The 24140-nt window shown below is 41.1% G+C and carries 24 protein-coding genes and 1 pseudogene; 18 read left to right on the top strand and 7 right to left on the bottom strand.

Annotation, left to right across the window (positions count from 1 at the left end; genetic code table 11):
* Positions 1 to 38: 38 nt before the first annotated feature.
* Positions 39 to 161, bottom strand: a complete 123-nt coding sequence (locus V1502_RS10315) for a hypothetical protein (RefSeq protein WP_409250567.1) — start codon at positions 159 to 161, stop codon at positions 39 to 41.
* Positions 162 to 403: 242 nt separating this feature from the next.
* On the opposite strand from V1502_RS10315, the gene V1502_RS10310 reads away from it, so the two are divergent.
* Positions 404 to 1192, top strand: a complete 789-nt coding sequence (locus tag V1502_RS10310; protein ID WP_409250566.1) for a hypothetical protein — start codon at positions 404 to 406, stop codon at positions 1190 to 1192.
* Positions 1192 to 1647, top strand: a complete 456-nt coding sequence (locus V1502_RS10305; protein WP_409254256.1) for a hypothetical protein — start codon at positions 1192 to 1194, stop codon at positions 1645 to 1647. Before V1502_RS10310 ends, V1502_RS10305 begins: the two co-directional genes overlap by 1 nt.
* Before the next feature lie 362 nt (positions 1648 to 2009).
* Here the strand turns inward: V1502_RS10305 and V1502_RS10300 are convergent, their stop codons facing one another.
* Positions 2010 to 2795 carry a PAS domain S-box protein gene (locus tag V1502_RS10300; protein WP_409254255.1) on the bottom strand — a complete coding sequence of 262 codons (786 nt, stop codon included), beginning with the start codon at positions 2793 to 2795 and terminating at the stop codon, positions 2010 to 2012.
* 184 nt (positions 2796 to 2979) lie between these two features.
* Here V1502_RS10300 and V1502_RS10295 point away from each other — a divergent pair, with 184 nt between their 5' ends.
* Complete coding sequence (locus V1502_RS10295; RefSeq protein ID WP_409254254.1) at positions 2980 to 3273, top strand: hypothetical protein; 294 nt, start codon at positions 2980 to 2982, stop codon at positions 3271 to 3273.
* A gap of 605 nt (positions 3274 to 3878) precedes the next feature.
* Here the strand turns inward: V1502_RS10295 and V1502_RS10290 are convergent.
* On the bottom strand, positions 3879 to 4643 hold the full coding sequence (locus V1502_RS10290) for a DUF3891 family protein (RefSeq protein WP_409254253.1): 765 nt from the start codon (positions 4641 to 4643) through the stop codon (positions 3879 to 3881).
* A gap of 341 nt (positions 4644 to 4984) precedes the next feature.
* On the opposite strand from V1502_RS10290, the gene V1502_RS10285 reads away from it, so the two are divergent.
* From V1502_RS10285 to V1502_RS10260, 6 genes are all read left to right on the top strand, one after another.
* Positions 4985 to 6106: an alpha-hydroxy acid oxidase gene (locus tag V1502_RS10285; protein ID WP_409254325.1), complete on the top strand. Its 1122-nt coding sequence runs from the start codon at positions 4985 to 4987 to the stop codon at positions 6104 to 6106.
* An 898-nt stretch (positions 6107 to 7004) separates the two neighbouring features.
* Positions 7005 to 8195, top strand: a complete 1191-nt coding sequence (gene nagA / locus V1502_RS10280; RefSeq protein WP_409254252.1) for an N-acetylglucosamine-6-phosphate deacetylase — start codon at positions 7005 to 7007, stop codon at positions 8193 to 8195.
* 4 nt (positions 8196 to 8199) lie between these two features.
* The gene (nagB, locus tag V1502_RS10275; protein ID WP_409254251.1) at positions 8200 to 8934 is read left to right on the top strand and encodes a glucosamine-6-phosphate deaminase; all 735 of its coding nucleotides are present in this window, start codon (positions 8200 to 8202) and stop codon (positions 8932 to 8934) included.
* A 791-nt stretch (positions 8935 to 9725) separates the two neighbouring features.
* Positions 9726 to 9881, top strand: coding sequence for a hypothetical protein (locus V1502_RS10270; protein WP_409254250.1), 156 nt, complete (start codon positions 9726 to 9728; stop codon positions 9879 to 9881).
* 245 nt (positions 9882 to 10126) lie between these two features.
* Positions 10127 to 10417 (top strand): hypothetical protein, encoded by a 291-nt coding sequence (locus tag V1502_RS10265; protein WP_409254249.1) that lies wholly within the window; start codon positions 10127 to 10129, stop codon positions 10415 to 10417.
* A gap of 89 nt (positions 10418 to 10506) precedes the next feature.
* Positions 10507 to 11073: an ATP-binding protein gene (locus V1502_RS10260; RefSeq protein ID WP_409254248.1), complete on the top strand. Its 567-nt coding sequence runs from the start codon at positions 10507 to 10509 to the stop codon at positions 11071 to 11073.
* 168 nt (positions 11074 to 11241) lie between these two features.
* Here the strand turns inward: V1502_RS10260 and V1502_RS10255 are convergent, their stop codons facing one another.
* The gene (locus V1502_RS10255) at positions 11242 to 11379 is read right to left on the bottom strand and encodes a hypothetical protein (protein WP_409254247.1); all 138 of its coding nucleotides are present in this window, start codon (positions 11377 to 11379) and stop codon (positions 11242 to 11244) included.
* Positions 11380 to 11533: 154 nt separating this feature from the next.
* On the opposite strand from V1502_RS10255, the gene V1502_RS10250 reads away from it, so the two are divergent.
* Positions 11534 to 12184 (top strand): NAD(P)H-binding protein, encoded by a 651-nt coding sequence (locus V1502_RS10250; protein WP_409254246.1) that lies wholly within the window; start codon positions 11534 to 11536, stop codon positions 12182 to 12184.
* Positions 12185 to 12548: 364 nt separating this feature from the next.
* On the opposite strand, the gene V1502_RS10245 is transcribed toward V1502_RS10250, so the two are convergent.
* Positions 12549 to 13829: an MFS transporter gene (locus tag V1502_RS10245; protein WP_409254245.1), complete on the bottom strand. Its 1281-nt coding sequence runs from the start codon at positions 13827 to 13829 to the stop codon at positions 12549 to 12551.
* A 251-nt stretch (positions 13830 to 14080) separates the two neighbouring features.
* On the opposite strand from V1502_RS10245, the gene V1502_RS10240 reads away from it, so the two are divergent.
* From V1502_RS10240 to V1502_RS10210, 7 genes are all read left to right on the top strand, one after another.
* Positions 14081 to 14284, top strand: a complete 204-nt coding sequence (locus V1502_RS10240) for a zinc ribbon domain-containing protein (RefSeq protein ID WP_409254244.1) — start codon at positions 14081 to 14083, stop codon at positions 14282 to 14284.
* A 98-nt stretch (positions 14285 to 14382) separates the two neighbouring features.
* Complete coding sequence (locus V1502_RS10235; RefSeq protein ID WP_409254243.1) at positions 14383 to 14751, top strand: hypothetical protein; 369 nt, start codon at positions 14383 to 14385, stop codon at positions 14749 to 14751.
* 8 nt (positions 14752 to 14759) lie between these two features.
* Positions 14760 to 15488 carry a hypothetical protein gene (locus V1502_RS10230; RefSeq protein ID WP_409254242.1) on the top strand — a complete coding sequence of 243 codons (729 nt, stop codon included), beginning with the start codon at positions 14760 to 14762 and terminating at the stop codon, positions 15486 to 15488.
* 189 nt (positions 15489 to 15677) lie between these two features.
* The gene (locus V1502_RS10225; RefSeq protein ID WP_409254241.1) at positions 15678 to 17516 is read left to right on the top strand and encodes an IucA/IucC family protein; all 1839 of its coding nucleotides are present in this window, start codon (positions 15678 to 15680) and stop codon (positions 17514 to 17516) included.
* Entirely contained in the window at positions 17513 to 19492 is a 1980-nt protein-coding gene (locus V1502_RS10220; protein WP_409254240.1) for an IucA/IucC family protein, read from the top strand. The genes V1502_RS10225 and V1502_RS10220 overlap by 4 nt, the downstream gene beginning before the upstream one ends.
* The gene (locus V1502_RS10215) at positions 19485 to 20705 is read left to right on the top strand and encodes an MFS transporter (protein ID WP_409254239.1); all 1221 of its coding nucleotides are present in this window, start codon (positions 19485 to 19487) and stop codon (positions 20703 to 20705) included. Before V1502_RS10220 ends, V1502_RS10215 begins: the two co-directional genes overlap by 8 nt.
* A 4-nt stretch (positions 20706 to 20709) precedes the next feature.
* Positions 20710 to 21906: a type III PLP-dependent enzyme gene (locus tag V1502_RS10210; RefSeq protein WP_409254238.1), complete on the top strand. Its 1197-nt coding sequence runs from the start codon at positions 20710 to 20712 to the stop codon at positions 21904 to 21906.
* Positions 21907 to 21998: 92 nt separating this feature from the next.
* Here the strand turns inward: V1502_RS10210 and V1502_RS10205 are convergent, their stop codons facing one another.
* Together V1502_RS10205 and V1502_RS10200 are read right to left on the bottom strand one after the other, a co-directional pair.
* A complete protein-coding gene (locus V1502_RS10205; RefSeq protein ID WP_006835429.1) occupies positions 21999 to 22097 on the bottom strand; it encodes a YjcZ family sporulation protein in 99 nt (32 codons plus the stop codon).
* Between the two features lie 161 nt (positions 22098 to 22258).
* Positions 22259 to 23052 (bottom strand): annotated as a pseudogene (locus tag V1502_RS10200) (manganese catalase family protein).
* Between the two features lie 229 nt (positions 23053 to 23281).
* On the opposite strand from V1502_RS10200, the gene V1502_RS10195 reads away from it, so the two are divergent.
* Positions 23282 to 24103, top strand: coding sequence for an STAS domain-containing protein (locus tag V1502_RS10195; protein ID WP_409254237.1), 822 nt, complete (start codon positions 23282 to 23284; stop codon positions 24101 to 24103).
* Positions 24104 to 24140: the final 37 nt, after the last annotated feature.

The following is a 24140-nucleotide window of genomic DNA, read 5'->3' as shown; positions in this document are numbered from 1 at the left end:
TGACTATTCGGGTTAAATCATCAGCGGAATAAGAAAAATTAATACTTCGAGCACTTTCTCTTCAGCTTCTTTGGATAAGCTCTCTTTTCAGGGATTCTTTTCTCGTATTGTTTTGCCTCTTTTTCATACAACTCACGTGCTTTTTGGTAAATGTAAGTCATGATCATCCCTCCCGAATTTACATAAAACAACCTAACATCATATAGGAATTTATATGTTAGGCTATTTGCTTTCATACTAAATCTTGAGAAAAGAATTGTCTATAGGATAGAAAGAATTTTTTGAATTTTCAAATGGTCGGTATTAAGTTGGATTATGAGTTGAAAGGAATCACGATTAAAATGCATGAAAAGCCATGTCAGGTAGAAGACTAGTAGGGATTCAACCATTACAGAGGTGTATGATGAATAACTCCGGCAATCAACAACAGAACAGGTGGGAGCTCGCCCACTTAAGTATTTTCGGGACAACACAAATTCATTTAAGAAATCCCTATATCATCGCGCTATGGTCCGTGGCCTTTCCCGGTTATGGACATTTGCTTCTTTCCAAGTATCTTAGGGGATTTTCCCTGGTGATTTGGGAGATTTTTATTAATCAATTAACGCATTTAAATCTCGCTATGGTTTACTCTTTTACAGGGAATATTGACGCTGCCAAAGATGTATTAGATGTAAGGTATATGCACTTATACATACCGGTTTACCTTTTTGCGATTCTGGATAGTTACCGTTCCACTGTGGATTTAAATAAAATTTATCTCCTCAATGAAAATAAATCTCCATATATAAGAAAACTCATTATCAAACCTTTTGAAATTAATTACCTGGATAAACGAAATCCCATGATTGCCTTCTTTTCTTCCATGACGATTCCGAGTGTCGGCCAATTGTACACACACCGGATTTTTGGAGCAGTTTTTACCTTGGTCAGTACTGTGATTTATGTCCATTACTCTCATATTCTAGAAGGCGTTCATTACCTGATCATAGGGGATATTGAAAAATCAACAAGTGTCCTTGATGCGCAGTGGCTAATGTATATCCCTTCATTTTACTTTTTTACCATCTATGATTCTTATATGAATGCGGTGGAAAATAATAAATTATTTGAAACTGAACAGAGACAGCATTTGAAAAAGCATTATCAGTCCAAGGACTTTATAATAAAGAAAGGTGTGAAGGTGGAATAATGCAGATATTTGCTACTTTTGACCATTCACAATACTTGGAATTAGCCATTTCCCAATTAGAACAAAAAGGGATAACCGATATCTTTGCGGTCCCATTGGACAACCCTACTGAAATGCCAAAACTATTTGACTCGCTGCATCGATCGGATGGTGTGTCTCTCATAAACAAAGGCATGTTCTTGGCAGTCATCTTTGCCGTCATCGGAGCGAGCAGAGGATTCATCCTTGAGTGGGGACCGATTTACTGGGGTCTCATCGGGGCTGGTTTTGGCTTTGTATTAGGCTTCATCATCGATTTCACTCAAATATTTCTTCAAAGAAAAAAAACAAAATTTTTAAAAGGGAAAGGTGCAGAAGTGATCATGATCATTAACTGCAATGAAAAAGACAGTGATGAAGTAGTGAAGATTCTGTGGGACAATTTATCAATGGGAGTGGCGAAGGTGAGGAATTAACGGGATAAACCTTCTTATATTGAGAGGAAATGCTCAGGGAAACATATCAAAATTTAGGGAACCTTTACAAGCCAAGCCAGAGATCAATTTTTGGTTTGGTGCAAAAGTACCCGAATAGATACATTCCTACTTTATGAGAGGCATAAGCTCAAATTCCCTTGCAAAAATTATTATATATCCAGCTTTTCAAAAACACCCTGAAGCAATGTCTCATGGAGTCCATAGAACCCGGGATACCGATAAATCCGGATAACAGCCAAGTCCACAGAGGAAAACCATCAGTTTTATAGTATATATGTTATGGAGGAACACAAAACAGCCCTGTCTCGGCCAATTATCCGACAGGGCTATAAAAGTGATGACTATTCTATGATGGCTTTGATATATTTAACTGCTTCTTTGACATTGTTCAAGCTTTTGATAGAACTTATGTTGAAGCCCAGTTCAACGGTTTTCTGTGCCAATTTAGGTCTGATCCCAGAAAGGACCGGGTTGATTCCAAGCATTTTCATGATAGAACACAACTTATAAAGGAATTCTATAACCTGTGCATCGATATTGTACACCCCGGAAAAATCCAGGATGACATATTTTATGTCTGATTCTCCTTTGAGTTTTACAGGGAGCGTCTCCAAAAGCAGGTTTGATTTGTCGTTGTCAATCGTCCCAACCAGCGGAATGATGGAGATGCCGTCAGAAACCGGTACGACCGGTGTGGAAATTTGGTGAATTTCATTTAGAAGTCTTCTTTCTTGCTCTTTCCGGCTAGTAATGTCCCGTAATACAGAAAGGATAAAGCGTTTACCTTCATGCATGAAAGGTTGGCAGTATAGCTCGACTTCGACTTCTCTGCCGTCGATTGTGGAGACAGGCTGCTCAATGAGTGGGCCGGTTATATTTTCCTCAAGGCCCATTCGAATTCTTTCTTTTATGAACTCTTTGGATCTGTCAGGAAATACATCCAGTACCTTGGCACCTGCCAGCTCTTCCTTGGAGGCACCAAGAAAGTCTGCTCCTGACTGGTTAATATACACAACTTTATAATCGCTGTGAATAATAATGGTTTCAAACGTATTTTCGATAATATTACGTAAGAGTTCCTGATTTGCATAATCATTGAAATCGATTTTCTGTGGAGTTATTTCCATATTTTCACTCCTAACATCTTAGCTCTCACTCTAGCATAAACCCTTTACTGGTATTTTGCTAGGGATTGAGCGATACTTTTCTAAGAAACTTTATTAGCTGTCATTGAACCGATAAGAAGTCAAGTGGGGAAGGTCGTCTTGTACAAAATAACGATAATTCTTTTAAAAAAGAGGGAGAGAAAGAATGCAGAGAAAGCGCTTGATAATAGTGTTACTGGTCCTTTTAATCATGGCGGCTATCATAACCAATCCGACACGAGGGGACTATATAGAGTTCAGTGAAGAAAAGGTTGGAGATTCCTACCCTGAAGAGACCGACGAAATCTACAATGAAAGAATCAATTTCTATCTTTTTTCTGCTTATACTCCCGTTTTGCAAGGAGAACACGGTATCAGCCATCTTGGTATCTTTGGTCAGTTCTATCAACTATCAGATGGACAATTTGATTATCCATGGTGTTTGGAGCAGTTTAGTTAAGATACTTTTAAACATTGTTGCTAGTTGGATGAGAAAGCTAGTTTCCGCTTCAGGTGTGCGACTCCGCGGAGCGGGCTCAGGAGATTGCTCAACTTTGCTCCTATAACCATTCCTATATACATCCAGACGATTATTCTAAACAAAGCAACAATCCCTTAGAAAACAGCCCTAGTTAAAGAGGGTGGAAAGGCCTTCATCCGACCCCTTATTAGTAATGCTTACCCGCTACTCGTACTCCTACAGAAGAGAACACCTGACTCTAGGGGGATGATTATTCACTATTCGTTACCTTACGCAAGGCAAAACACGTGGATAGGGGTATGATTATTCTCTAATTGTGCCCTTACACAAGGGAAAACATGACTCTAGGGGTACGATTAATCTCTAATCGTGCCCTTATACAAGGGAAACACGTGGATAGGGGTACGATTAATCTCTAATTGTGCCCTTACACAAGGGATAACACGTCAATAGGGGTACGATTAATCTCTAATTGTGCCCTTATACAAGGGAAACACGTGGATAGGGGTACGATTAATCTCTAATCGTGCCCCTACGCAAGGCAAAACACGCCTTAAGGGTTGTGATTAATAGCTTCACATACGTCATGACCTCATTATGTAGATTCGCTGCTGATCTACTTCAGCCATTCTATATGCTTGGGCAATTCCCAGTTCTCTCATTGCCTGCTTCGAGACCTTTTTGAATATGAGTGTTAACTGAAACTCTTCCAAAAAAGGAAATGGATCGACTGTTACTTTATGAGAGTCCTGCCAATGAGCAGTAAGCGGGTCTCTTCGGGGGTTAAACAACTCTGTATTCCTAAATCCCTTTTTAAACCAAGGGTGCTCATGATCTTTTTCAACACCCGGTTCGTTTAAACAGAGATAGAGGGATAAATCATCGGAAAACTGCAGTAAACGAAAATGCTGATGAAGCAGGTCCTCATCAAGAACAGGGAGATTCTTTTTAATATTCTTTTGCCTTTTGGATTCTGCATGTAGAAAATGGAGGCCATCAGGATTTTTAGTTTGAGAAAAGAAAGAACAGAAATGCATGCTGCAAAGGAGGGCTGCATAAACGTTAATAGTTTCTATTTCATCTAGGCCGATCGTGTAAAATGCAAGCTTTGGTAGCAGGGGATAATCTGCAAAAGAGTACGGGGCTTCTGCCGTATCATTCCAAATCGGGGTTTCATCCAAGTCAATCCACCCGCGGTCATGTTCCCGGGCTGCATGCACTACATCCTCAAAAAACTGATTACTTTTAAAGATAGATGGATTAAAATGTCTTGTGATCTCACCGGATAAGTTAGCATGGTCATGCTGTCTGATCATAATGAATGAGTCATTGTTTTCTCTGATTATCATGTGTGTTGCTCCTTTCTGATAGGTTCTATTTAATATTCCTTGGATAAGAAAGGCTATATAGAGGTGGATAACAAAATGATTAAAAGTAAATTATTTGTATAAATGCAGTATAGCTCAGCTTAATTCAAATTTCATGTATTAAGAAAAGCAGGTCTATGCTGGTGTTTACAAAAAGCTTTTAAGCAAAATCTCGATGCTATTAACAACTTTACGAATCCCTCTTAGTAAAAATGACGTTTCTATTAAAATACCTAATCTATAATTTTCAAACAAGTTTGAAAATTACTACTCCCTGTGCCATAATGATGGTAATTATATACAGGGGGGGATCTCCGTTGAAAATGACTGAAAAGAGTCAGGGCCGTCACCTTTCCATTAATGAATGGGAGAAGGAGGCGGAGGGCGTTATTGATAAGAAAGCATATGATTACATAGCAAGAGGTTCAGGAGAAGAAGCGACGTTAAGAGCTAACAGAGAAGCGTTTTCTCATTTTCAAATTTCCCATCGGGTACTACGTGACGTCTCAAACCTCGATACATCTACAACCATTCTAGGTCACACGGTCCCTTTACCGGTTCTTTTTGCACCAATTGGGGTACAGGCGATTGCTCACCCTGATGGGGAACTCGCTTCTTCAAGGGCCGCTGCTACTTTGAACCTTCCCTTTGTTACTAGTACAGTCTCTTCTTATTCCATGGAAGAAATTGCTCAACAACTGAAGGAAACACCACGCTGGTTTCAGTTATATTATTCGGGGGATGAGATGGTAGCCGAGAGCATGATCAAACGCGCGGAAGCGGCAGGATACTCTGCGATTGTTTTGACAGTTGATACACCGATAATGGGTTTCAGAGAAAGTGATCACATCAACAACTATTCACCGATCGGCGAAGGAAGCGGAAGCGGTAACTATTTTTCCGACCCTGTATTTAAAAGTCTATTGAAGAAACCTATCTTTGAAGATAAACAGGCAGCTTTAAAAAAACAGCTCGAACTGTTCGAAAACCCAGCGGTCACCTGGGATGCCCTGCAGAGAATCCGCCAATATACAGATATCCCGATATTATTGAAAGGTGTGGTTCATCCTGAAGACGCGAAACTGGCTATGAAGTATAAGGTGGATGGTTTGATTGTGTCCAACCACGGCGGCAGGCAGCTTGATCACGGAGTCGCAACGCTGGATGTGTTGGAAGAAATCTGTCAGGTGGTTCACGGTGAGATTCCCGTTCTGATTGACAGCGGTATCCGCCGGGGCAGTGATATTTTTAAAGCCCTTGCCTTGGGGGCTTCCGGCGTGTTAATAGGACGTCCGTATATGTACGGACTGGCTTTAGATGGGGAAGAGGGAGTCAGGAAAGCGGTGGAGCAAATCCTAAATGAGTTTGAAACCACGATGAGGCTTGCGGGAACAGTCACTATTAGTGAGATAAATAAAAGTTATTTGGTGTCAAAAAGACATTAAGTACATTCTTGTTGCTTTATACCTTAGAAAAAGTGCAATCACAAGAAGCCTCCTCACTGATTTAGTGAGGGGTTAGTTTGTGTATACTAGTTTTTAGAAGGCAACGGCATAGCGGTTCACACTTATATAAGGTACCTCGGGTGACTGAGGAAAACTATGAGAAAAACACCGTATTATAGAAGCAGCTCATGCTCTATATTGGGTGAAAATGAGAAAAAAACCGTATTATAGAAGCTACCCATGTACTATATTGGGTGATAACGAGAAAAACACCGTATTATAGAAGCCACCCATGCGCTATATCGGGAGCAAATGAGAAAAACACCGTATTATAGAAGCAGCTCATACGCTATATCGGGTGAAAATGATAAAAACGCTACATAATAAAAGTACCCCATGCACTAAAATAGATGATTACACAGTGACCCATATGCTTCTCCATGAAACTTCCACCAACGCTTGTTTTCAAATAACAAATTTTAGCCTAAAGCCTGGAATAACCATAACAGAGAATGGGCATACCGGGCTATGGTCAACCTACCATACTATTCTTTTGAAATAATTCAAATACCCTTGTAAGGTATGTAAAGCAATTCTGCCTAACAAAATCAGGAAAGGGTGTTGTGATAATATCCGTTGCAAAATTACAGCCCGTCAACGATGCGAAGGATCCTGTCTTTCCTTCAGATACAATTGTAAACAACCTACAAGTGTTGATTCTCTATAGTTGTCTATATCAATTTAGAAACTTGGCCCTTTAGTGACAAATCAAGAAGTATTATATTCTTCCGTGGGTATAAAAGTTACACTTATATTGGTATATACATCTATATAATAGTGATGATAGATGTTGTTGAGATAACTTACACAAGCTGTCCAACGAAAGGATGACATAATAATGAGCGCAGATCACCAGGTTATTTTGCTAAAAGGTATGCAGATCTATTCTGAAATTGGCATCGTGAAGAATGGTTATATAAAAATAGTAGACCAAGAAATAGCGGATATTGGTCCGGTTAAAGAGCTAAAAGTAGAAAACGGGTGGGAAATTATAGATTTGCCATTGAATTATAAGGCAGTTCCCGGTTTCATTGATCTCCATATTCATGGGGTGGACGGTGCTGATACAATGGATGCTTCACCCGGCGCTTTAAATACCATGGCCGCCGCACTTCCCAAGGAAGGGACCACCAGCTTTTTGGCAACCACCATTACCCATGATATAAAACATATTGAAAATGCATTAGAAAATGCCGGGACATATATACAAAATTCTCAGTATCCGGCAAAAGCTGAAATTCTCGGCATCCATCTGGAAGGGCCTTTCGTAAATAAGAAGCGTGCAGGGGCTCAGCCTACTCAGCATATTCACGATCCTGATATTAAGCTCTTTAACAAGTGGCAGTTTTTATCCACCAACAAAATCAAAATCGTCACCATGGCCCCAGAACAGACAGGCGGATTGGAAATGATCCGCCACTTCAAAGAAACTGGTGTCATAGCATCCATCGGACATTCTGATGCGACATTTGATGAAGTGAGGGAAGCGGTCAAGGAAGGGGCCAGCCATGTGACTCATTTATTCAATGGGATGAGTGGGTTGCATCACCGGGAGCCGGGCGTGGCAGGAGGTGCCTTTTTGCATGATGAACTGAAAACCGAACTCATCGTTGATGGCATTCATGTACATCCAGAAGTCGTAAAGCTAGCGTACAAACAAAAAGGAAGCCGCGGAGTCATTTTAATTACCGATTCCATGCGCGCGAAGGGAATGGAAGATGGCGAATACGATTTAGGCGGGCAGAAAGTGACCGTAAGTGACGGTAAAGCCGTTTTGGGTGACGGGACACTCGCTGGCAGCATCTTAAAGATGGGCGCAGCTGTGAAAAATATGATGGACTTTACAGGTTGTTCACTGGAAGATGTGGTCGAAATGGCCTCTGTGAACCCAGCTAAACAAATAAACCTTTACCGACGGAAAGGTAGCCTTTCAAAAGGGAAAGACGCTGATATCGTTCTCTTGGATGAGAATCTTGATGTGGTCATGACATTCTGCAGAGGAAAGCTGGCATATAAAAAGGAGGAATAGACCTATGAAGTTAATAGAAGTGAAAGACTACCAGGAAATGAGCAGGCGGGCTGCAGAATTCATTATTGATAAGGTCCGTGCTTCAACAGCTATTAATCTTGGTCTTGCTACAGGGGGCACACCGGTTGGCACGTATGAATACTTAATTCAGGACCATAAGGAAAACCGCACCTCTTATAAGAATGTTACGACCTTTAACCTTGATGAATATGTCGGTCTCTCAGGAGAACACCCGAACAGTTACCTATACTACATGCGTGAGAAATTATTTAACCACATAAATATTCCCCGATCCCAAACTCATATTCCTAAAGGGAATGCTGAAGATATAGAGAGGGAATGCTTGTACTATGAACAGGAGATTGCGATACATGGGGGAATCGACCTGCAAGTTTTAGGAATTGGAAGCAATGGTCACATCGGTTTCAATGAACCCGGAACCTCCTTTGACTCCAAAACCCATATCGTCGAATTGACACCCTCCACTAGAGACGCGAACGCTCGGTATTTTGATAAACCTGAAGATGTGCCTTCTAAAGCCATCACTATGGGGATTGCCTCCATACTAAAGAGCAGGGAAATCCTTCTCTTAGTTTCAGGAGAAAAGAAAAGGAAAGCACTGACACAACTTCTTGAAGGGGAAGTAAATGAACGATTTCCAGCTTCTATTTTGAAGATTCACCCTTGTGTGACAATCATTGCTGATGAAGCAGCAATTTCAAAAAATGTGCACACGTAAGAAATATAATTATAATTTTACTTTGGCTAAAGGTGTCCAGTCTGACGAAGATGCCTTTTTTTGTGCCTTTAAGATCATTTGCCCTTCTTAAAATAAAGAAACGTACACGAACGGGCATAACTCACGCAAGAACAAGCAAAATAAGAACGAAGAAGCAGGCGGAATGTCAGTTGGTATTCCCTGCTTTATGAAACCCTTCATGAAAGGAAGGTGATAAAATGTCCAAGAAAAAGAACAAAGACCTTCAGCACAACAAAGCAATGCAAAAAACTGACGTAGAATTTGCACAAAACGGCCTTGAACAAGTCGCACTAAAAGCACAGGAAAGAAAAAAATAAAACACTTCACCACTCTAAAGCACTAAGAGGGACAGTCCCTCTTAGTGCTTTAATGTGTTAAAGCGCCAATTCCTGCTGGGCTTTTAACTACGCTCTTCTTGAAGTTTGGCGTTTAATTAGACTACATAAAAAACAGATTGATGAATCTTCAAAAGTTTGAAATAATTGGTATTAAGTAGTAGGTGATAGGGGTTGAACGGATATGAGGATGCCCAAGGAACGAAAGATAACCATATCTTTAGCGTTGTCTGCTCCCTCGATTAGTACCGGGGGTATGGCGCTGAAACAATTTCTGAATTTTACTCAATTAGTTGGCTGGATGGGGTGCTTGGCTGCACAAATTACTGCACTTCTTCAAACCATCAAGGCTCAGAATAAAACTTAATTGACCTTTTCTACTACTACCACTTGTTAGTGAAATCCTTTAGAACCCCTATGAAAGGAGTGTTCAGTTTGTTTTTAATTAGTGTCCTTATATTTTTGCTTTCTGGCTATTATTTTATCCTTAAGCTTATTGAAGCAGTGCAAGATGTGGGTTCGCATCGCTTTGCCGCCTTACTATTTATCATATGGGCTTCTTCAGGTTTAATTTTAGCTGCGCAAATATAATCAAGTAATTTAACGCAATGTATTTCACCGTTTTAGTAAAAGAACCGCCGTATCCTATTAAAAAAATGCATTTATCAATTGATCATTGAGGTATACATATGAAAATAATATTAATAGCATCATTTCTTCTTCTCATCCTTCAGAGCTGCAGCCAAAAGGATATGACCACCAGCAAACTCACTATTACCGAGGTTGACCTCGAAAACACCCCTTCATAAGTCAGCGATTTTATCGAAAGTGTGTTGATGGACGAAGATGGATCTTGGAACGGGATATATATAGCGGAAGACAGCGGACATAAATATCTTTTTCTCAGTCAGGAATTTCTGGATGAAGGAAAGGCTTTTGGGAAGGTCGATGTCGAGGGAGAGGGCGATCAACTGAATGTCTATCTCACAGACCAACCAGGTGAATCAGACCAAAAGCCTACAGGCGGCAAGCTGTATTATATTGAGACAGATAAAAACTATGAATTTCTAGATATCTTTAAAAATGGGGAAGAGACGTACAAATCAGTCGTAACCGCCATCGATTGATGACACTTTAGTACACTAAAAGGGACTGTCCCTCTTAGTGCGTTAAAGTACTAAAGCGCAACCTAAACAGATAGAGAAGAGGTGAGGAGATGAGCAGACTGGCGATCATTACAATAGGAAAAACTCACAGCGGTAAAACGACGTTTGCTGGACAGCTGGAAGAAAAACTTCATGGTTCAGTGGTTATCGATCAGGATAATCACGCTGCATTTCTTAATACATTTTATAAAAACATGCTGCCGGTTAATGGCCCGAACACACTGAAATATGCCGTCTCGCAGACCATTCTCGATTTTGCCGCCGACGAAACTGATTCCCATATTATCCTTTGCAATTCAAACCGGCATCAAGAGGGACGGAAAAAAGTACTAAAGTACTTTCGAGATAAGGGATTTCAGACCATCCTGGTACACTTTGAAATCCCTGATGAGATTCTACGGAAAAGAATAGCTGAGAGCAAGCGGAGTATCAATATATTCAGAAGTGCCTCTACATTTGCAGAAGTTCTGGAAAAACAGAATAAAGAATGTGTAGGGAAGCCGGGTGATAAAGAAGCTGACCAGCTTTTTGTCATCAGGCATCCTCAAGGAGCCGAACAGGTCATCGATGATATCGTTCAACTTTCACTAAGAGGAAAAGGAGAGGATAACCATTAAGATCTTTGTTGCTTTTGCCGTTCCGATTCTTACTATTTTATCCTGGTTAGCCATAGGTTACTGGTCTAAATCGACGGGGGTGTACCTGGAAGAAGTGGAGAAGGAGAAGAAGAAGTAAAAAGGTTAGAAAGTTCTTGTAAAATAAGAAAAGACCCCTTTATTTCAAAATTAAGGGGTCTTTAAAAGGTGATCGATTTCTTCTTCGGTAACGACTTTCCAAGTAATATCGTTAAAACTGTCTCTTTCTGCATGATTTAACAGAAGATCAATATCTTCCTGAGTCATTTTCTTTATGAAGGTATTCATGATGTCTCACCAATCCTTTCGTTACAACGTTCGAAAGGAATTTCTTATTTATGAGGGTCTTGTCCAGTATTAAAATAGGAGAGTAAAAGATAACTCTATTCCAGCCCAGGATTTATTTCAGTTATCAATAGCCATATTTTAAGGAGAGAAGAAAATGCATGCACTATTAATCGGAGCGACAGGAGCCACAGGTAAAGACCTGCTGGATTTATTGCTTAAAGATCATTATTTTCATCAGGTAGACATATTTGTAAGACGGAAGGTTGATTTCGAACATGATAAATTAAGGGTACACGTTATTGACTTTGATAACCCAGAACAGTGGAAGCATTTGGTTAAGGGGGATGTTCTTTTTTCTTGTTTGGGAACAACCCTTAAAGATGCGGGAAGCAAAGAAGCTCAATGGAGAGTAGATTATGATTATCAATACCAGTTTGCTAAAGCCGCAAAAGAAAACAATGTAAACCAAATCGTGCTGGTATCTTCCGGGTTGGCTTCCGCTGCTTCACGCTCCTTTTATTTACGAATGAAGGGGCAGTTAGAAGAAGCTGTAAAAGCATTGAGTTTTTCAAAGTTAGTAATCTTTAACCCGCCAGGATTGCTACGGAAAGATAGTGATAGAACAGGTGAAATTGTGGGAATGAAAGTCTTGAAGTATTTTAATAAGATTGGAATTTTCCGTTCATATAAACCTATGCCGACGCACATATTGGCTCAAGCCATGTTGAATTTCAGCAAAATTAATGAAAAAGGAATTTTTTCTTTAAAAAGCCATGCGATTTGGGAATGTGTCGGAGCTAAATAATGTAAGAAGGGTTTTTATGAGGAATTAGTGTATTTATGAAGTGAAAAAGGGACTTAATTAACAATAAATATTGTGTTACACCCAATCCCACCTATAGGATTGATTTAGTCTATAAGGAATCGGATGTTTTTCTTTAACAGAAATCTCTTGGGGGATTAACGGAATGCCTAGTACCAGCGGAAAGTCCTCGGTGTCAAAAGATCATCCGAAGGGAATAAAATGAAAAACCATCTTTTTCTCTTCGGAACCTATGCTTGTCGGGGCTGAACAGGGCGCTTTCACTTTCATACAGGCGAACCGAAGGCGGCTTACCGTACACCGTCCTAAGTTATGACTGAAGTGGAAACCAAGCACTCACACCCAGCTAAACTTCTAAAGGTTTATCTACACCCATCTCCCGTGAAATGGGTTTCTTTATAATGATCACAAATAAACTGGCCATTCCGCAAAAGAGACCTGCCAGGATAAAGGCCCAGGTGTAAGAATCGAACAGTTTAAAGATCAAGCCTCCTCCATAAGCCGCTACTGCTGCACCTGCCTGATGCGAAGCAAAAATCCATCCATATACAATCCCGCTTTTCTCAACTCCAAACACCTGCCTCGAAATACCGACCGTTGGAGGGACGGTTGCAATCCAATCCAGTCCGTAAAAAACAGAAAAGATGATGAGCAACACATAAGAACCTTCCGATAAAGCCAAAGGAAGAAGCAGGAGGGAGGCCCCTCTTAAGCTGTAGTACCAAAAGAGCAGCCATCTGTTGTCAAAACGATCTGATAGCCAGCCGGAAAGTGTTGTTCCGATCAAATCAAAGACCCCCATGAAGGAAAGCAGTGTGGCGGCTGTCACAAGGGGAATTCCATAGCTGATACAGTAGGAAACAAAATGAGTACCAATCAATCCGGTTGTGGAGAGCCCGCAAATAAAGAAGCTGCCTGCAAGAAGCCAGAATTCCTTTGCTTTTACAGCTTGAATTAATCCTTTGAAGGCAATCGTGATCGGATTTTTTCCTTGATCACTTCTCGGTCCTTCATCTTCTTTTTCAAGCCCATAAGGAAGGACCCCGGCATCCCGCGGGGAATTCTTCATGAACAGTAGAATGATGATGAGCATAATAGCACTGAGAGTCATAATTAAGGCAATTGCCCAGCGCCATGACGATTGATTGATAAGGATGGCGAGGACAGGCAGTAGAATCAATTGGCCTGTTGCAGTGCTGGCGGTCAGGGTTCCAAGCGCAAGCCCTCTTCGTTTTACAAACCACTTGTTCGCAATATAAGGGCTTAATACGGTCAAAAACACACCGGATCCAAGACCAATGATGACGCCCCAGATGATCACGAGCTGCCAGGAATTTTGCATAATATATGTAAGCATTGTCCCCGTCAGCAAAGTAGCCATGGAAAGGAGCATAACTTTTCTCAGTCCAAGGACTTCAATCAAAGCAGCCATAAACGGTCCGGAAATTCCATATAAGAATAGACCGACTGCAAAAGCAAGGGATATGACGGACCGGTCCCAGCCAAACTCTTTTTCAAAAGGATCTATGAACACTCCTGAAGAGGACCGGACAATCCCAGCCACGATAATCGAAAAGAACGTGATAAAAAGGATCACCCAGCTATAATGAATACGACTCTGTTTCAAAAACTTCACTCTCAATCTATATAATGAAGCAATCAATCATTATACTTTTTTCTATATTGTACACCAAGAAATATATATATGGACAATTTTTCCTGATTCATTGAACGGCTGCTTTCTGCCATTGCAACTGTAGTCATCCTTAAACGAGTTATATATGTAACGACGGATGGAGGGTAAATGTTTCAAAATGTTGAAACTTTTTTCACTCATTTTCGTTAATACATAGTATAGAAGAAAAGGGAGGGAATACGATGGCAAATCAGGGGTGTATAAAATGCGGCAGTACCAATGCGGCAACAAAGGAAGTGGCCATGACGGGAACGGGATTATCGAAAATGTTTGATATCCAGCATAATAAATTCGTCGTTGTGTACTGTCAAAATTGCGGTTACTCAGAGTTCTATAATAAGAATGCTTCGTCTGCTTCCAATATATTGGACTTATTCTTCGGGTAGGCAGCATTCACTTACCGGCTCGAAGGAAGACAGGGGCAATGGTTTTACCTGAAACTAATTGTCCTTGTGACTCGTCCAATCACCAAAGGAGGTAGACCATGACACCTATATTGAAATACAACCTTCATCTGCTGATCTTTTTCTTTTCGCTCATGTATTACACATTTGGACAGCAATTGCCGCTGCCGAATTCTTTGTCTCCAGTTTTTTTCATCTTAATGATTTTCGGCTTTATCTTTTCTGCTGTGGCAGGAGAGAGGTTTAAAAAGGGAATAGATCGGCAGCACATCCTGTTATCAAAGATTGTTTGGACACTGCTTTATGCTTCAGTGCTCATGGTTGGCGGGTTGGCTTTTGATACGATTCAACCTTATACCCTACAAGCTGCTTTGCCGCTGGCTGGACTGTATCTTGCGTATGCATTTTGGAAACTGCGAAAAATGAACGTTGCACTTGGCAAGTCATGAGGGTGGGAATGAAAATTCTTTGGGTCATAGCGATATTGCTAGCATCAGCCAGCGTTTTTTATATATTGTACAGCGAAAAGGCTGAGGAAATTCCGCCGGTGAAAGAGGAGCCTACTGAAACGGTTTTCCATGAAGTCCTTGAAACAGATGTAGTTCAGTTAAGGGGAAAACAATACTACTCCTATCCTGGAATTGTTTCTGACCCGGCGGATATTGGAGAAAAGATTGGGGAAGTGAAGGCAAACGTATTTGAAAAAGCATCAGGCGATCCTGCCTATCAACTAAGGGATGGCGATGCGTCTTTTCTCCCCGAAGGTACTCATTTTTATCAAATACGAGGTTTACAGCAGTTCATTGCGGCCGAGTCCGCAGATTCACCCACTGGGTTCAAAATTTATCAAGAGGTTTTTAAGAATCCAGATGATATGGACTTCGACAATATCGCTAATCAAAACATTAAGAAAATAGAAATCTATAAAGTTTCCAATTCCCCGATATTAGAGAACACTCTTTTAGACGAACAAAGGATTTATCAATTTCTGGACGTTTTACGGAAAGGCCAGGTACATTCCAACCCATACAAGCCTCAAGTGTCTGGACCGACATTCTATCAGGCAGTATTCTACTCAGAGGAACCAGTCGCCGAGGTATTCGCCTTTGCTTATGATGGAACGGAATGGTACAGCGGTCATCACACATTCAAAGGACTCGAACGGTTTATATCTATACATAATTAATCAATTAAGGGACCTCCAAAAGGGGGTCTTTTTAGTGATTTAATTTCATATGAATATAGAATCTTCATTTTTAACAGGGACTTTTTTCCTTAATTTCAGTCATATCATTGACATTGATAATCATTTTCATTTAAGATTCTAAGGTATTGAAAATGATTCTCATTCAACTAATCGTGAGGAGGGAAAAGAATGTCTGCACAACGTTCAGAGATAAATAATTTAGACTTTTATAAAGAATATCTCCCTATTTCAGAGAAAAGAATCCTTCACAAACTGGTTCAAGCGGTCATCCGTGAGCGAGCAGCAGATTCAGAATGGATCCCAAAAGATGAATCAAGTGGAATGTATGTCCTGTCGACGTTTAACGGACAGTCATCCGTTCACGTTTATATAGACAAAAAGTATTTGCTGGGCCATTTAGAGATTTCTCATATTTTACATATAAAAGAGGGACAAAAAGAGGAGGTCACTCATCCTGTTCAATTCCTTCATTCACTATTCCAAGAAACAGCCGAGATCCTTAACTTGGCTAAAGAAATAAAGAACAGTGTTAGAAATGATGCACTTGCCTTATCGGCTGGATTGAGAAAGAAAGTCCTTTCTCATCATGAAGATGGGATATTTCAAACACTCCTTGAAATGAAAAGAAGGGACCCAGACTTCAGTCCTCTTGCTCTTCTGGAACAATCGGTAATCGAGGGACATACGCTGCATCCTTGTTCAAAGACAAGAATGGGGTTATCAATAGAAGAAAATATGAAGTATGCACCGGAATGGAATACGATAGTCGAACTTATGGTACTAGCAATACATAAAGACAGCGTTAAGATGTCAAGCGTGAAGGAACAAACATTGACAGACCTTTTACTGCTGGATTATCCAGAATTGATGAAAGAAACCACCTTCGATCGTCATTCCCATGAACTTCTACCTGTTCATCCCTGGCAGTTCGAGCACACAATCAAGAAGTACTTGGCAAGTGATTTGGCTGCAGGAAAAATCATCGTCTTAGACAGGGTAATTAAGGTCATGCCTATGATGTCTTTCCGTTCCATGGCTCCATTTAAAGGGAGGTACCAGAACCATATCAAAACAGCAGTCAATATCCAGATGACCAGTGCAAAGAGGATTGTATCACCGGCATCAGTCCAAAATGGCCCTTTACTTTCAAAGGTATTAAAAAACATAGAAAAACAGGATTCTTTTATCAACGGAAAAACCTTTTTCTTATCTGAAATGGCGGGGAGCCATTATGTCAGCCAAGCCCAGAATGATGAAATCGATTTGGAAAAAAACTTATCCTGCATTATAAGGGAAAATCCTGAATCGTATTTAGGGGAAGAGGAACTAGCATTTCCGGCTGCTTCATTGATTAATAGAATTTCACATTATAATGAAACCGTCTTAGAGAAGCTAATTAAAACCTTCTCTGAAACTCATGATTTATCCATAGAAGTTGGAACAGCTCAATTCATTGAACAATATGCAAAAGTGCTGTTGCGCGGCCTGCTTCAGTTGATGATCAAGTATGGGATCAGTATGGAAGCTCATCTTCAGAATGCCATCATTGTGTTTCAAGACGGGCTGCCGGTTAAACTGATGGTCCGTGATAATGGCGGCATACGCATTCATAGGCAGCGAGCGGCAGAATGGATGGATGTCAGTTCCATCAATAATTCAACAAATTTATTAACGTCTAATAGTGCCGATCTCTATCAAATGTTTTCCCATGCGGTCATTCATAACCATTTGGGTGAATTGATAGTCAAGCTTGTAAGGGAAACAAAAACAAATGAAAGAGTCCTATGGCACAAAGTTGGTGAAACAGTCCTTTCTTTAATAAAGGAAATAAGTGAAGAAGAGGGGCTTCAGGAAAGAATTGCAGAGCTGGAAGACCATATTTTCGCTGATCATACTTATCTTAAGGCTTTGATAAAAATGAGGCTGTCTGATTCATACACTGAAAATATGTACGTCAAGGCAGCCAACCCTATACATCCACTGAAAAAGGGAGGAAGCATTCAATGAAAGTCAACTTGAACTCCAAAAACGTTTTTTCAGATGGAAAAAACCATTTTGATCCTGAATTGATGGATTCCAAGATGGGTTGCCGACTGAAAGACTCTTATCACGGATATATAGAGAAAGGACGGCAGCATATTTTACAAAAACTTGCTGCTTCTCTTCTTCGTGAAGACATAGAAAACCTATATTCGGACTCGGTAGAATTGAAAAAGATCGGTTCCGTTTATGTTACAAGTCTGCTGAAGGTTTATAAGGAATGGGAACCGTTTCTTCACCAGCTCGAAGCATTGGAATTGAAAGACCATTTGACTTATCGCATGAAACTCTTTGAAGGATATATCCTCTTGTTTCCCATCAAAAATGAATTTGCATTTCGAAGGTTGACCATAGAAGGTGACATCTTGCAGGTCAAACCAAATTCTTTCTTCAGGGTTGAAACAGGAAGCGAATTGCTGCAATTAATCGGGTTAGAAAGAAAAAGTGATTCATTAATGAAGGAACTTGATAACGGAACAGACAATTTGACCATGGCCTATAAACATCACCATGAGTGGGCGGAACAATTGGTGCAGGAAGCTGGAAATCTGGGAGCTAAAAACACATTGCAATACAACAGGACGAAAAAGCTGGCGGATCCAGACTGGAGTTCATTGCTGTTTTACGAACAGATGTCGCTGGAAGGCCATCATCTTCATCCCGGAACAAAAACGAAAACAGGGATGACAGCAGAAGATGTTTGCCGGTATTCACCTGAATTTCATGGAGAATTTCCAATATCCTTTGTGGCGGTCCATCGGGATTATCTTCAAACAAGAGAAAGGACTCAAGGGACCATAGAGGCATTATTTGATCAACAGTATATAAAATTTCAGCAAGTCATGACTCAAAAAAGATTGGATCCAGCATGCTATCAGCTTCTTCCTGTTCATGAATGGCAATATCGTCATTCAATGGATTTAATTTATAAAGAAGAAATCGCACGTAATATCATCATCCCGCTTCCTTCGATAACTGCTCAAGGTACCGCTACCTCATCATTTAGAACAGTGGTGCCAGTAGAGGGGAAGTGCCAATTTATCAAACTTGCAGTCAATAGTCAGATGACATCAACGGTTCGTTCCATCTCAAAAAACACCGCTCTGAACTCAACGGTGTTCAGTGAATTGATGGATAAAATCCTTAAGAAAGAACCCAACTTGAAGCAATTTATCCCGTTAAACGAAACGGCCGGTTATGCATTTGAATCTAACGATACTGGGAAATCAAGAAATCTGACAGTGGTTATTCGGGAAAACCGTGAGAATGATCTTGAAGAAGACGAAATCCCGATTGCCGGCAGCAGTTTGTACAACGAGTCCCCGCTGACAAACAAAACGATACTGGGAGAACTTCTGGATGAATATGTAAGCTTTTATAACTTATCTAAAAGGGAAGGCGCCATTTCCTTCTTTAAGGAATACTTGTCCATAACGTTGCCGGGATTTCTTACCCTTATGACGAAATATGGTGTTGCTCTCGAAGGGCATTTACAAAACAGTGTCCCAGTGTTTAAAAACGGAAGACCGGTCAAGTTTTATTTCCGTGATTGGGGCGGTGCGAGGATTTATACGAAAAGGCTTGAAGCACAGGGCCTTAAACCGGATTTTCTACCAGGAAGCTTGATCCAAACGAGTGATCGAGATGAAATGTATTCTAAGGCCCACTATACAATCATTCAGAGTCATCTTGGGGAAATTATCCGGCAGCTGGTTGAATGTTCCGGATTAAATGAGAGTCTGTTCTGGAGGGAAGTCAAAACTGCAATGGAAAAAGTTTTCCATTCCTTGTCCTCTTCAGCCAACCAAAATGTAGAAGAGGATCGAAGCTTCTTTTACAAGCAGAAAATGAGGCATAAAGCTTTAACTAAAATGAGAATGAGTGATTCAGACGGATATTTGTATAGTTCGGTGACAAATCCGCTGGCAAAAAAAGATGACTAATACGACCACTGAAACGGTTGGCGGATCCTTCGCGTTTAAATCGAGGACTTATCGACGGTTTCTTTACGGAAACTTCTTCGTCAGGACGTCTGACTGGATGGACCTGACAATTTTAAATTGGATTGTTTATGAGTGGACGCAATCCGCGCTGGCGTTGGGACTCCTGAACGCATGCAGGTTATTGCCGGTATTTTTCTTCTCACTTTTCGCCGGGTCAATCGCGGACAGATTTGATCGAAAAAAATCACTTCAGCTAATCCATACAGGACTTTTTATAACGGCTTTAATCATTGCATTAGTCATCTCTGAGGGTAATTCTATTTTAACTTTGATGACCATCATTACCTTGAGATCAATATTCATGAGTTTTGAAGTTCCCATCCGGAATGCGTATCTTTCTGATATTGTCCCTTTAGACATGTTGGGAAGCGCGGTTACCCTCCAAACCACGATCATCAATATAGCCAGGATGATCGGACCGGCTGCTGCCGGTTTACTGCTTACATATTTTCCAGCTGGGTATATCCTGATATTCGTTTCCATCGGACCATTGATTGGATTCCTCACATTATGGGGGATGGCTGATGCTCGTAAAGCAGATAAAGAGAAGAAACTCAGTCAGAAAAAAACGGTGAAAGAAACATTGGTTTATATGAAAAGCGAACCCATCCTAGTTTCGATCCTTCTGCTCGCCATTGCCCCAATGATATTTGGGTTCCCATATACAACGATGCTTCCCGTGCTGGCAGGTGACCTGATGGATATAGGCCCTGACGGCTTTGGCTTGCTTCTCTCAGTCTCGTCTGTCGGTGCGATCATTTCAACAGCCGTTTTAACATGGAAGCAGCCGAGGGAAGGAGGGAAATGGCTGATTCTGTCTTCGCTTGGATTCGGAGGAAGTTTGCTCTTGTTTACTGTCTTCAGTGCTCACTTCATAATGGCCTTTCTTTTTATGTTTCTGGCGGGGTTTGTCAGCCAATTTTACCGAACCTTAAGCAGGATCATGGTACAGATGAAAGTGGCTGAGGAGTTTAGGGGAAGAGTCCTTAGCATCGCATTGATGGACAGAGGCTTTATTCCACTTGGTGCCATCCTGGCTGGATTCGTGGCAAACTCTTTTGGTGCCTACAGTGCAGGGATCTTTATGGGAGCAGGAACCCTGCTGTTAACCATCTTGATCGTGAGAAGTAACCGCAAACTTTGGAAGGAGTAGCTTAATGAATATAGTTAGAGTAAACAATTATCTAAAAGGGCTGATACAAACTAGAAACGAAGAACCTTTATGTGCCTATATTTATGATTTAAAAAGATTAAAAGAGCATGCTAAAAGACTGAGAGATTCGCTTCCCCCTTATTGTTCCTTATACTATGCTGTGAAAGCCAATCCGGATAAAAGAATAATAGAAACGCTTTCTGAAGTCGTAGACGGATATGACACCGCATCGGAAGGCGAAATCTTGAAAGTTAAAGGGCTATCCAACCTCCCCATCATCTTTGCTGCTCCTGCAAAGAAGGACAGAGAAATGAAATATCTGGCGGACGGAAGCCTTCACTTGATGAACATTGAAAGTGAGCGGGACTTACATCGCCTTAATCGCATGGGCGAAAAAGCGGACAAGGCGCTTCCCGTATTGATACGGGTCAACTCCCAGCAGAATGTCAGTAACAGTTCTCATAAAATGTCTGGAGTTCCGACCCAGTTTGGCATAGAAGAGAAGAGGATACCTGATCTTCTAGAAAAGTTGGCATCATTCCCTTACATTAAGGTGAGGGGATTCCACTTTCATGCCATGAGTAACAACCTGAATGCCGCAGAACACTTGTTTTTTGTAAATAGCTGTTTGGAAAAAAGTATTGAATGGAAGCAAATGTTCTCTCTTGATATAAATGTAGTAGATGTCGGGGGTGGCATCGGAGTGAACTATGAAAATCCTTCTCAGTCCTTCGATTGGGACAACTTCAGTAAAGGGCTTCATCGTATGCAAGATGAATTCGAAGCTAATCAATTAGAATTAATCATGGAACTTGGCCGCTATATGACAGCTCACTGTGGTTTCTATATAACAGAAGTCATAGACCTTAAAAAGAATTATGATGAATGGTTTGCGCTCGTAAGGGGAGGGACACACCATTTAAGGCTCCCGGCAGCATGGAAGATGAGCCATCCATTCTCTGTATTACAGGTCTCGGAGTGGCGGGAAGAAGGCCTGCCGAGACCAGGTGTAAAAGAAGAGACAGTTACAATCGCCGGGGAGCTTTGTACCCCCAATGATCTCCTAGTCAGGAAGCAATATGTAGATGAATTGAAAGTGGGAGACATAGTGATGTTTCATCTGGCCGGTGCCTATGGTTGGACCATTTCTCACCATGATTTTCTCTCACACCCGCATCCAAAGTTTCATTATCTTGATTAACGGACAAACATAAGAATCTATTCGCATGTATGAAGGAGCAGTATGTCCTGCTCCTTTTGCTGCTGGTTTATTGTAATAAAACCAACGCAGTATTAATATCCACCGCCAACGTAGGCAGCACCAACGATGATTAAAAGGATAAACAATACAACAATCAGAGCAAAGCCTGCTCCATATCCTCTTTCACTCATGTATTTCCACCTCCTTTATAAGGGGCTAAAATAGTATATGTGAATGAGTCGATCGTGTAAGGGCAGGGGCCTTTCTGTTTCAGTTTATTCTTCGGGCTGCGTAATATCCGAAAATCAAAACAAAAAGGCCTGTTACCCAGGACCTTTTAAGACGGGTTAGTTTAACACATACTAGACGGAACCATATCGCTTTTCAGCACTGAAGGCAGCGTATCATGGATATAAGGCAAGGCAGGCAGCAGAGCCGGATTCTCCACATAATTGAATGTTCCAAGGTCGTCCATGCTTGGTCCGTTAGTCCAACTGCCCGCGGCACTTTTGTTTCCTCTCGAAGGATTGAAGAGCGTATAAGAGACCTCTTGATTTTGAAGTCCTTTCAGAAAAGTGCTTGGCACGACGACGTTTTCTTTCTCTTCTAATTCCTTAATAGCTGCAATCCACTGATTTTGGTGCTTGGTATCTCGGGAAATCAGCCAAGGCAGCCCACCGCTTGAAGACGCCCCTGTGATTCTGCATTCAGGTTTGTCCGGAAATCAGCCAGCAGGTTGCCGCTCGCCCCGATATAGCTCGCTGTCCATCTGTTTCCCATACTGTCAACAGGCAGGGCACCTAATCCAGAAACAATGGCATGCTGGGGATTCATTCCGCCGAGGATGGCACCGACGACAGTATCCTGCGCAGCCACTTCCAGGTCCCCGACAGGCGCTCCGTCCAACAGCCTGGCTATCATGGTGGGCAGCCTATCAATGTGAACCAGCTCTTCAGCCCCTGTATCCATTCATAATTCTTTATACTTACCGTTTCCTCTCACATTCCAGCCTTGAAGGAGATATTGCATAGCAACCGATATCTCCCCAAACTGGCCCCGGATGATCTCCTGGAGCTTTTTCGCAAACAATGGATGCGGTCTTTCCGGCTTCACCACATATTGCAATTCATTTATGTGATAAAACACTAGGCATATTCCGAATTCGCTGCTAGGGTCCATTTGTCTGTGTATGGGTATAAAAGAATCTTTTCATTCCTCTGGAGAATGTATTAAAATAATCTATATAAACTGAAGAATGCCGGTAAAGTAGAAATAATTCCTGAAGACGTTAAGCAAGGAAACGTTTCGGCACCTCACAGTCAACAATTATTTAAACAAATACATTAATCAATTAAAAACAAGGGAGCAGCTCACATTGAAACCAACAATTAGTAATCTTGCTGCATATTTAAGAACCAACGAGAATCAACTCGCTAACACAATTGTGGAATCCGTCCTCCATAAGATGAATTTGACTATACCCCAAGAGGAAGTCGAACGGGCAGTCACCATGTATGAAGCACTTGTAAATTTCCTGAGTATGTCTGTGGAAACGGAGGAGAAAGGCCTGCCCTCAGAACTGATTGATTGGAGTAAGCAGAATGCTTTTGAACTAGTGTCGGCCAATGGGAATATTTCAGACATCATTGTCCGCTACCCGCCTACAAGGGAAGTGTTTACTGATCTGGTTGCTGAATGGAGCAATCGGTTTGAATTATCAAGGGAAGAATACACCTCTGTGTTAAAAAAAATCAATTGCATGCTGGATGTAAGTCTCAAAGAAACAGTCGTCGCTTTTGAAGAATATAACACCCGATTGAAAGAAGAATTCATAGATGAAATTGACCATATATCATTTCCTATCGTCCCTTTGACGAAGGATATGGCAGTCATTCCTCTTGTTGGCAATATTGATGAACACAGGACAAATCATTTGATAGAAACGGTCTTGCCCAAAGTGAATGACCTTAAAATTAATTATCTGATAGTCGATTTTTCAGGTGTATGTAATATAGATGAACTGGCCGTAAGAAGCCTTGATAGTGCCGGCAGTATGCTTCGACTCCTGGGTATCAAGGTTATCTCGACCGGTATTTCACCGAATTTAGCGAAAACAGCTGTGGCCATTGGAGTTGACACGATGAACATCAACTATTTTCAAAGCGTTAGACAGGCATTGGAAAACCTAAAATCCTAGGGACTCATCCAGTTTAGGTGTGTTCTTAATAAGGAGG

It is taken from the genome of Rossellomorea sedimentorum, from assembly GCF_046237645.1.
GTDB lineage: Bacteria > Bacillota > Bacilli > Bacillales > Bacillaceae_B > Rossellomorea > Rossellomorea sedimentorum.
The sequence above is the reverse complement of the archived record's forward strand: the minus strand, read 5'-3'. Positions and strand labels throughout refer to the sequence as shown.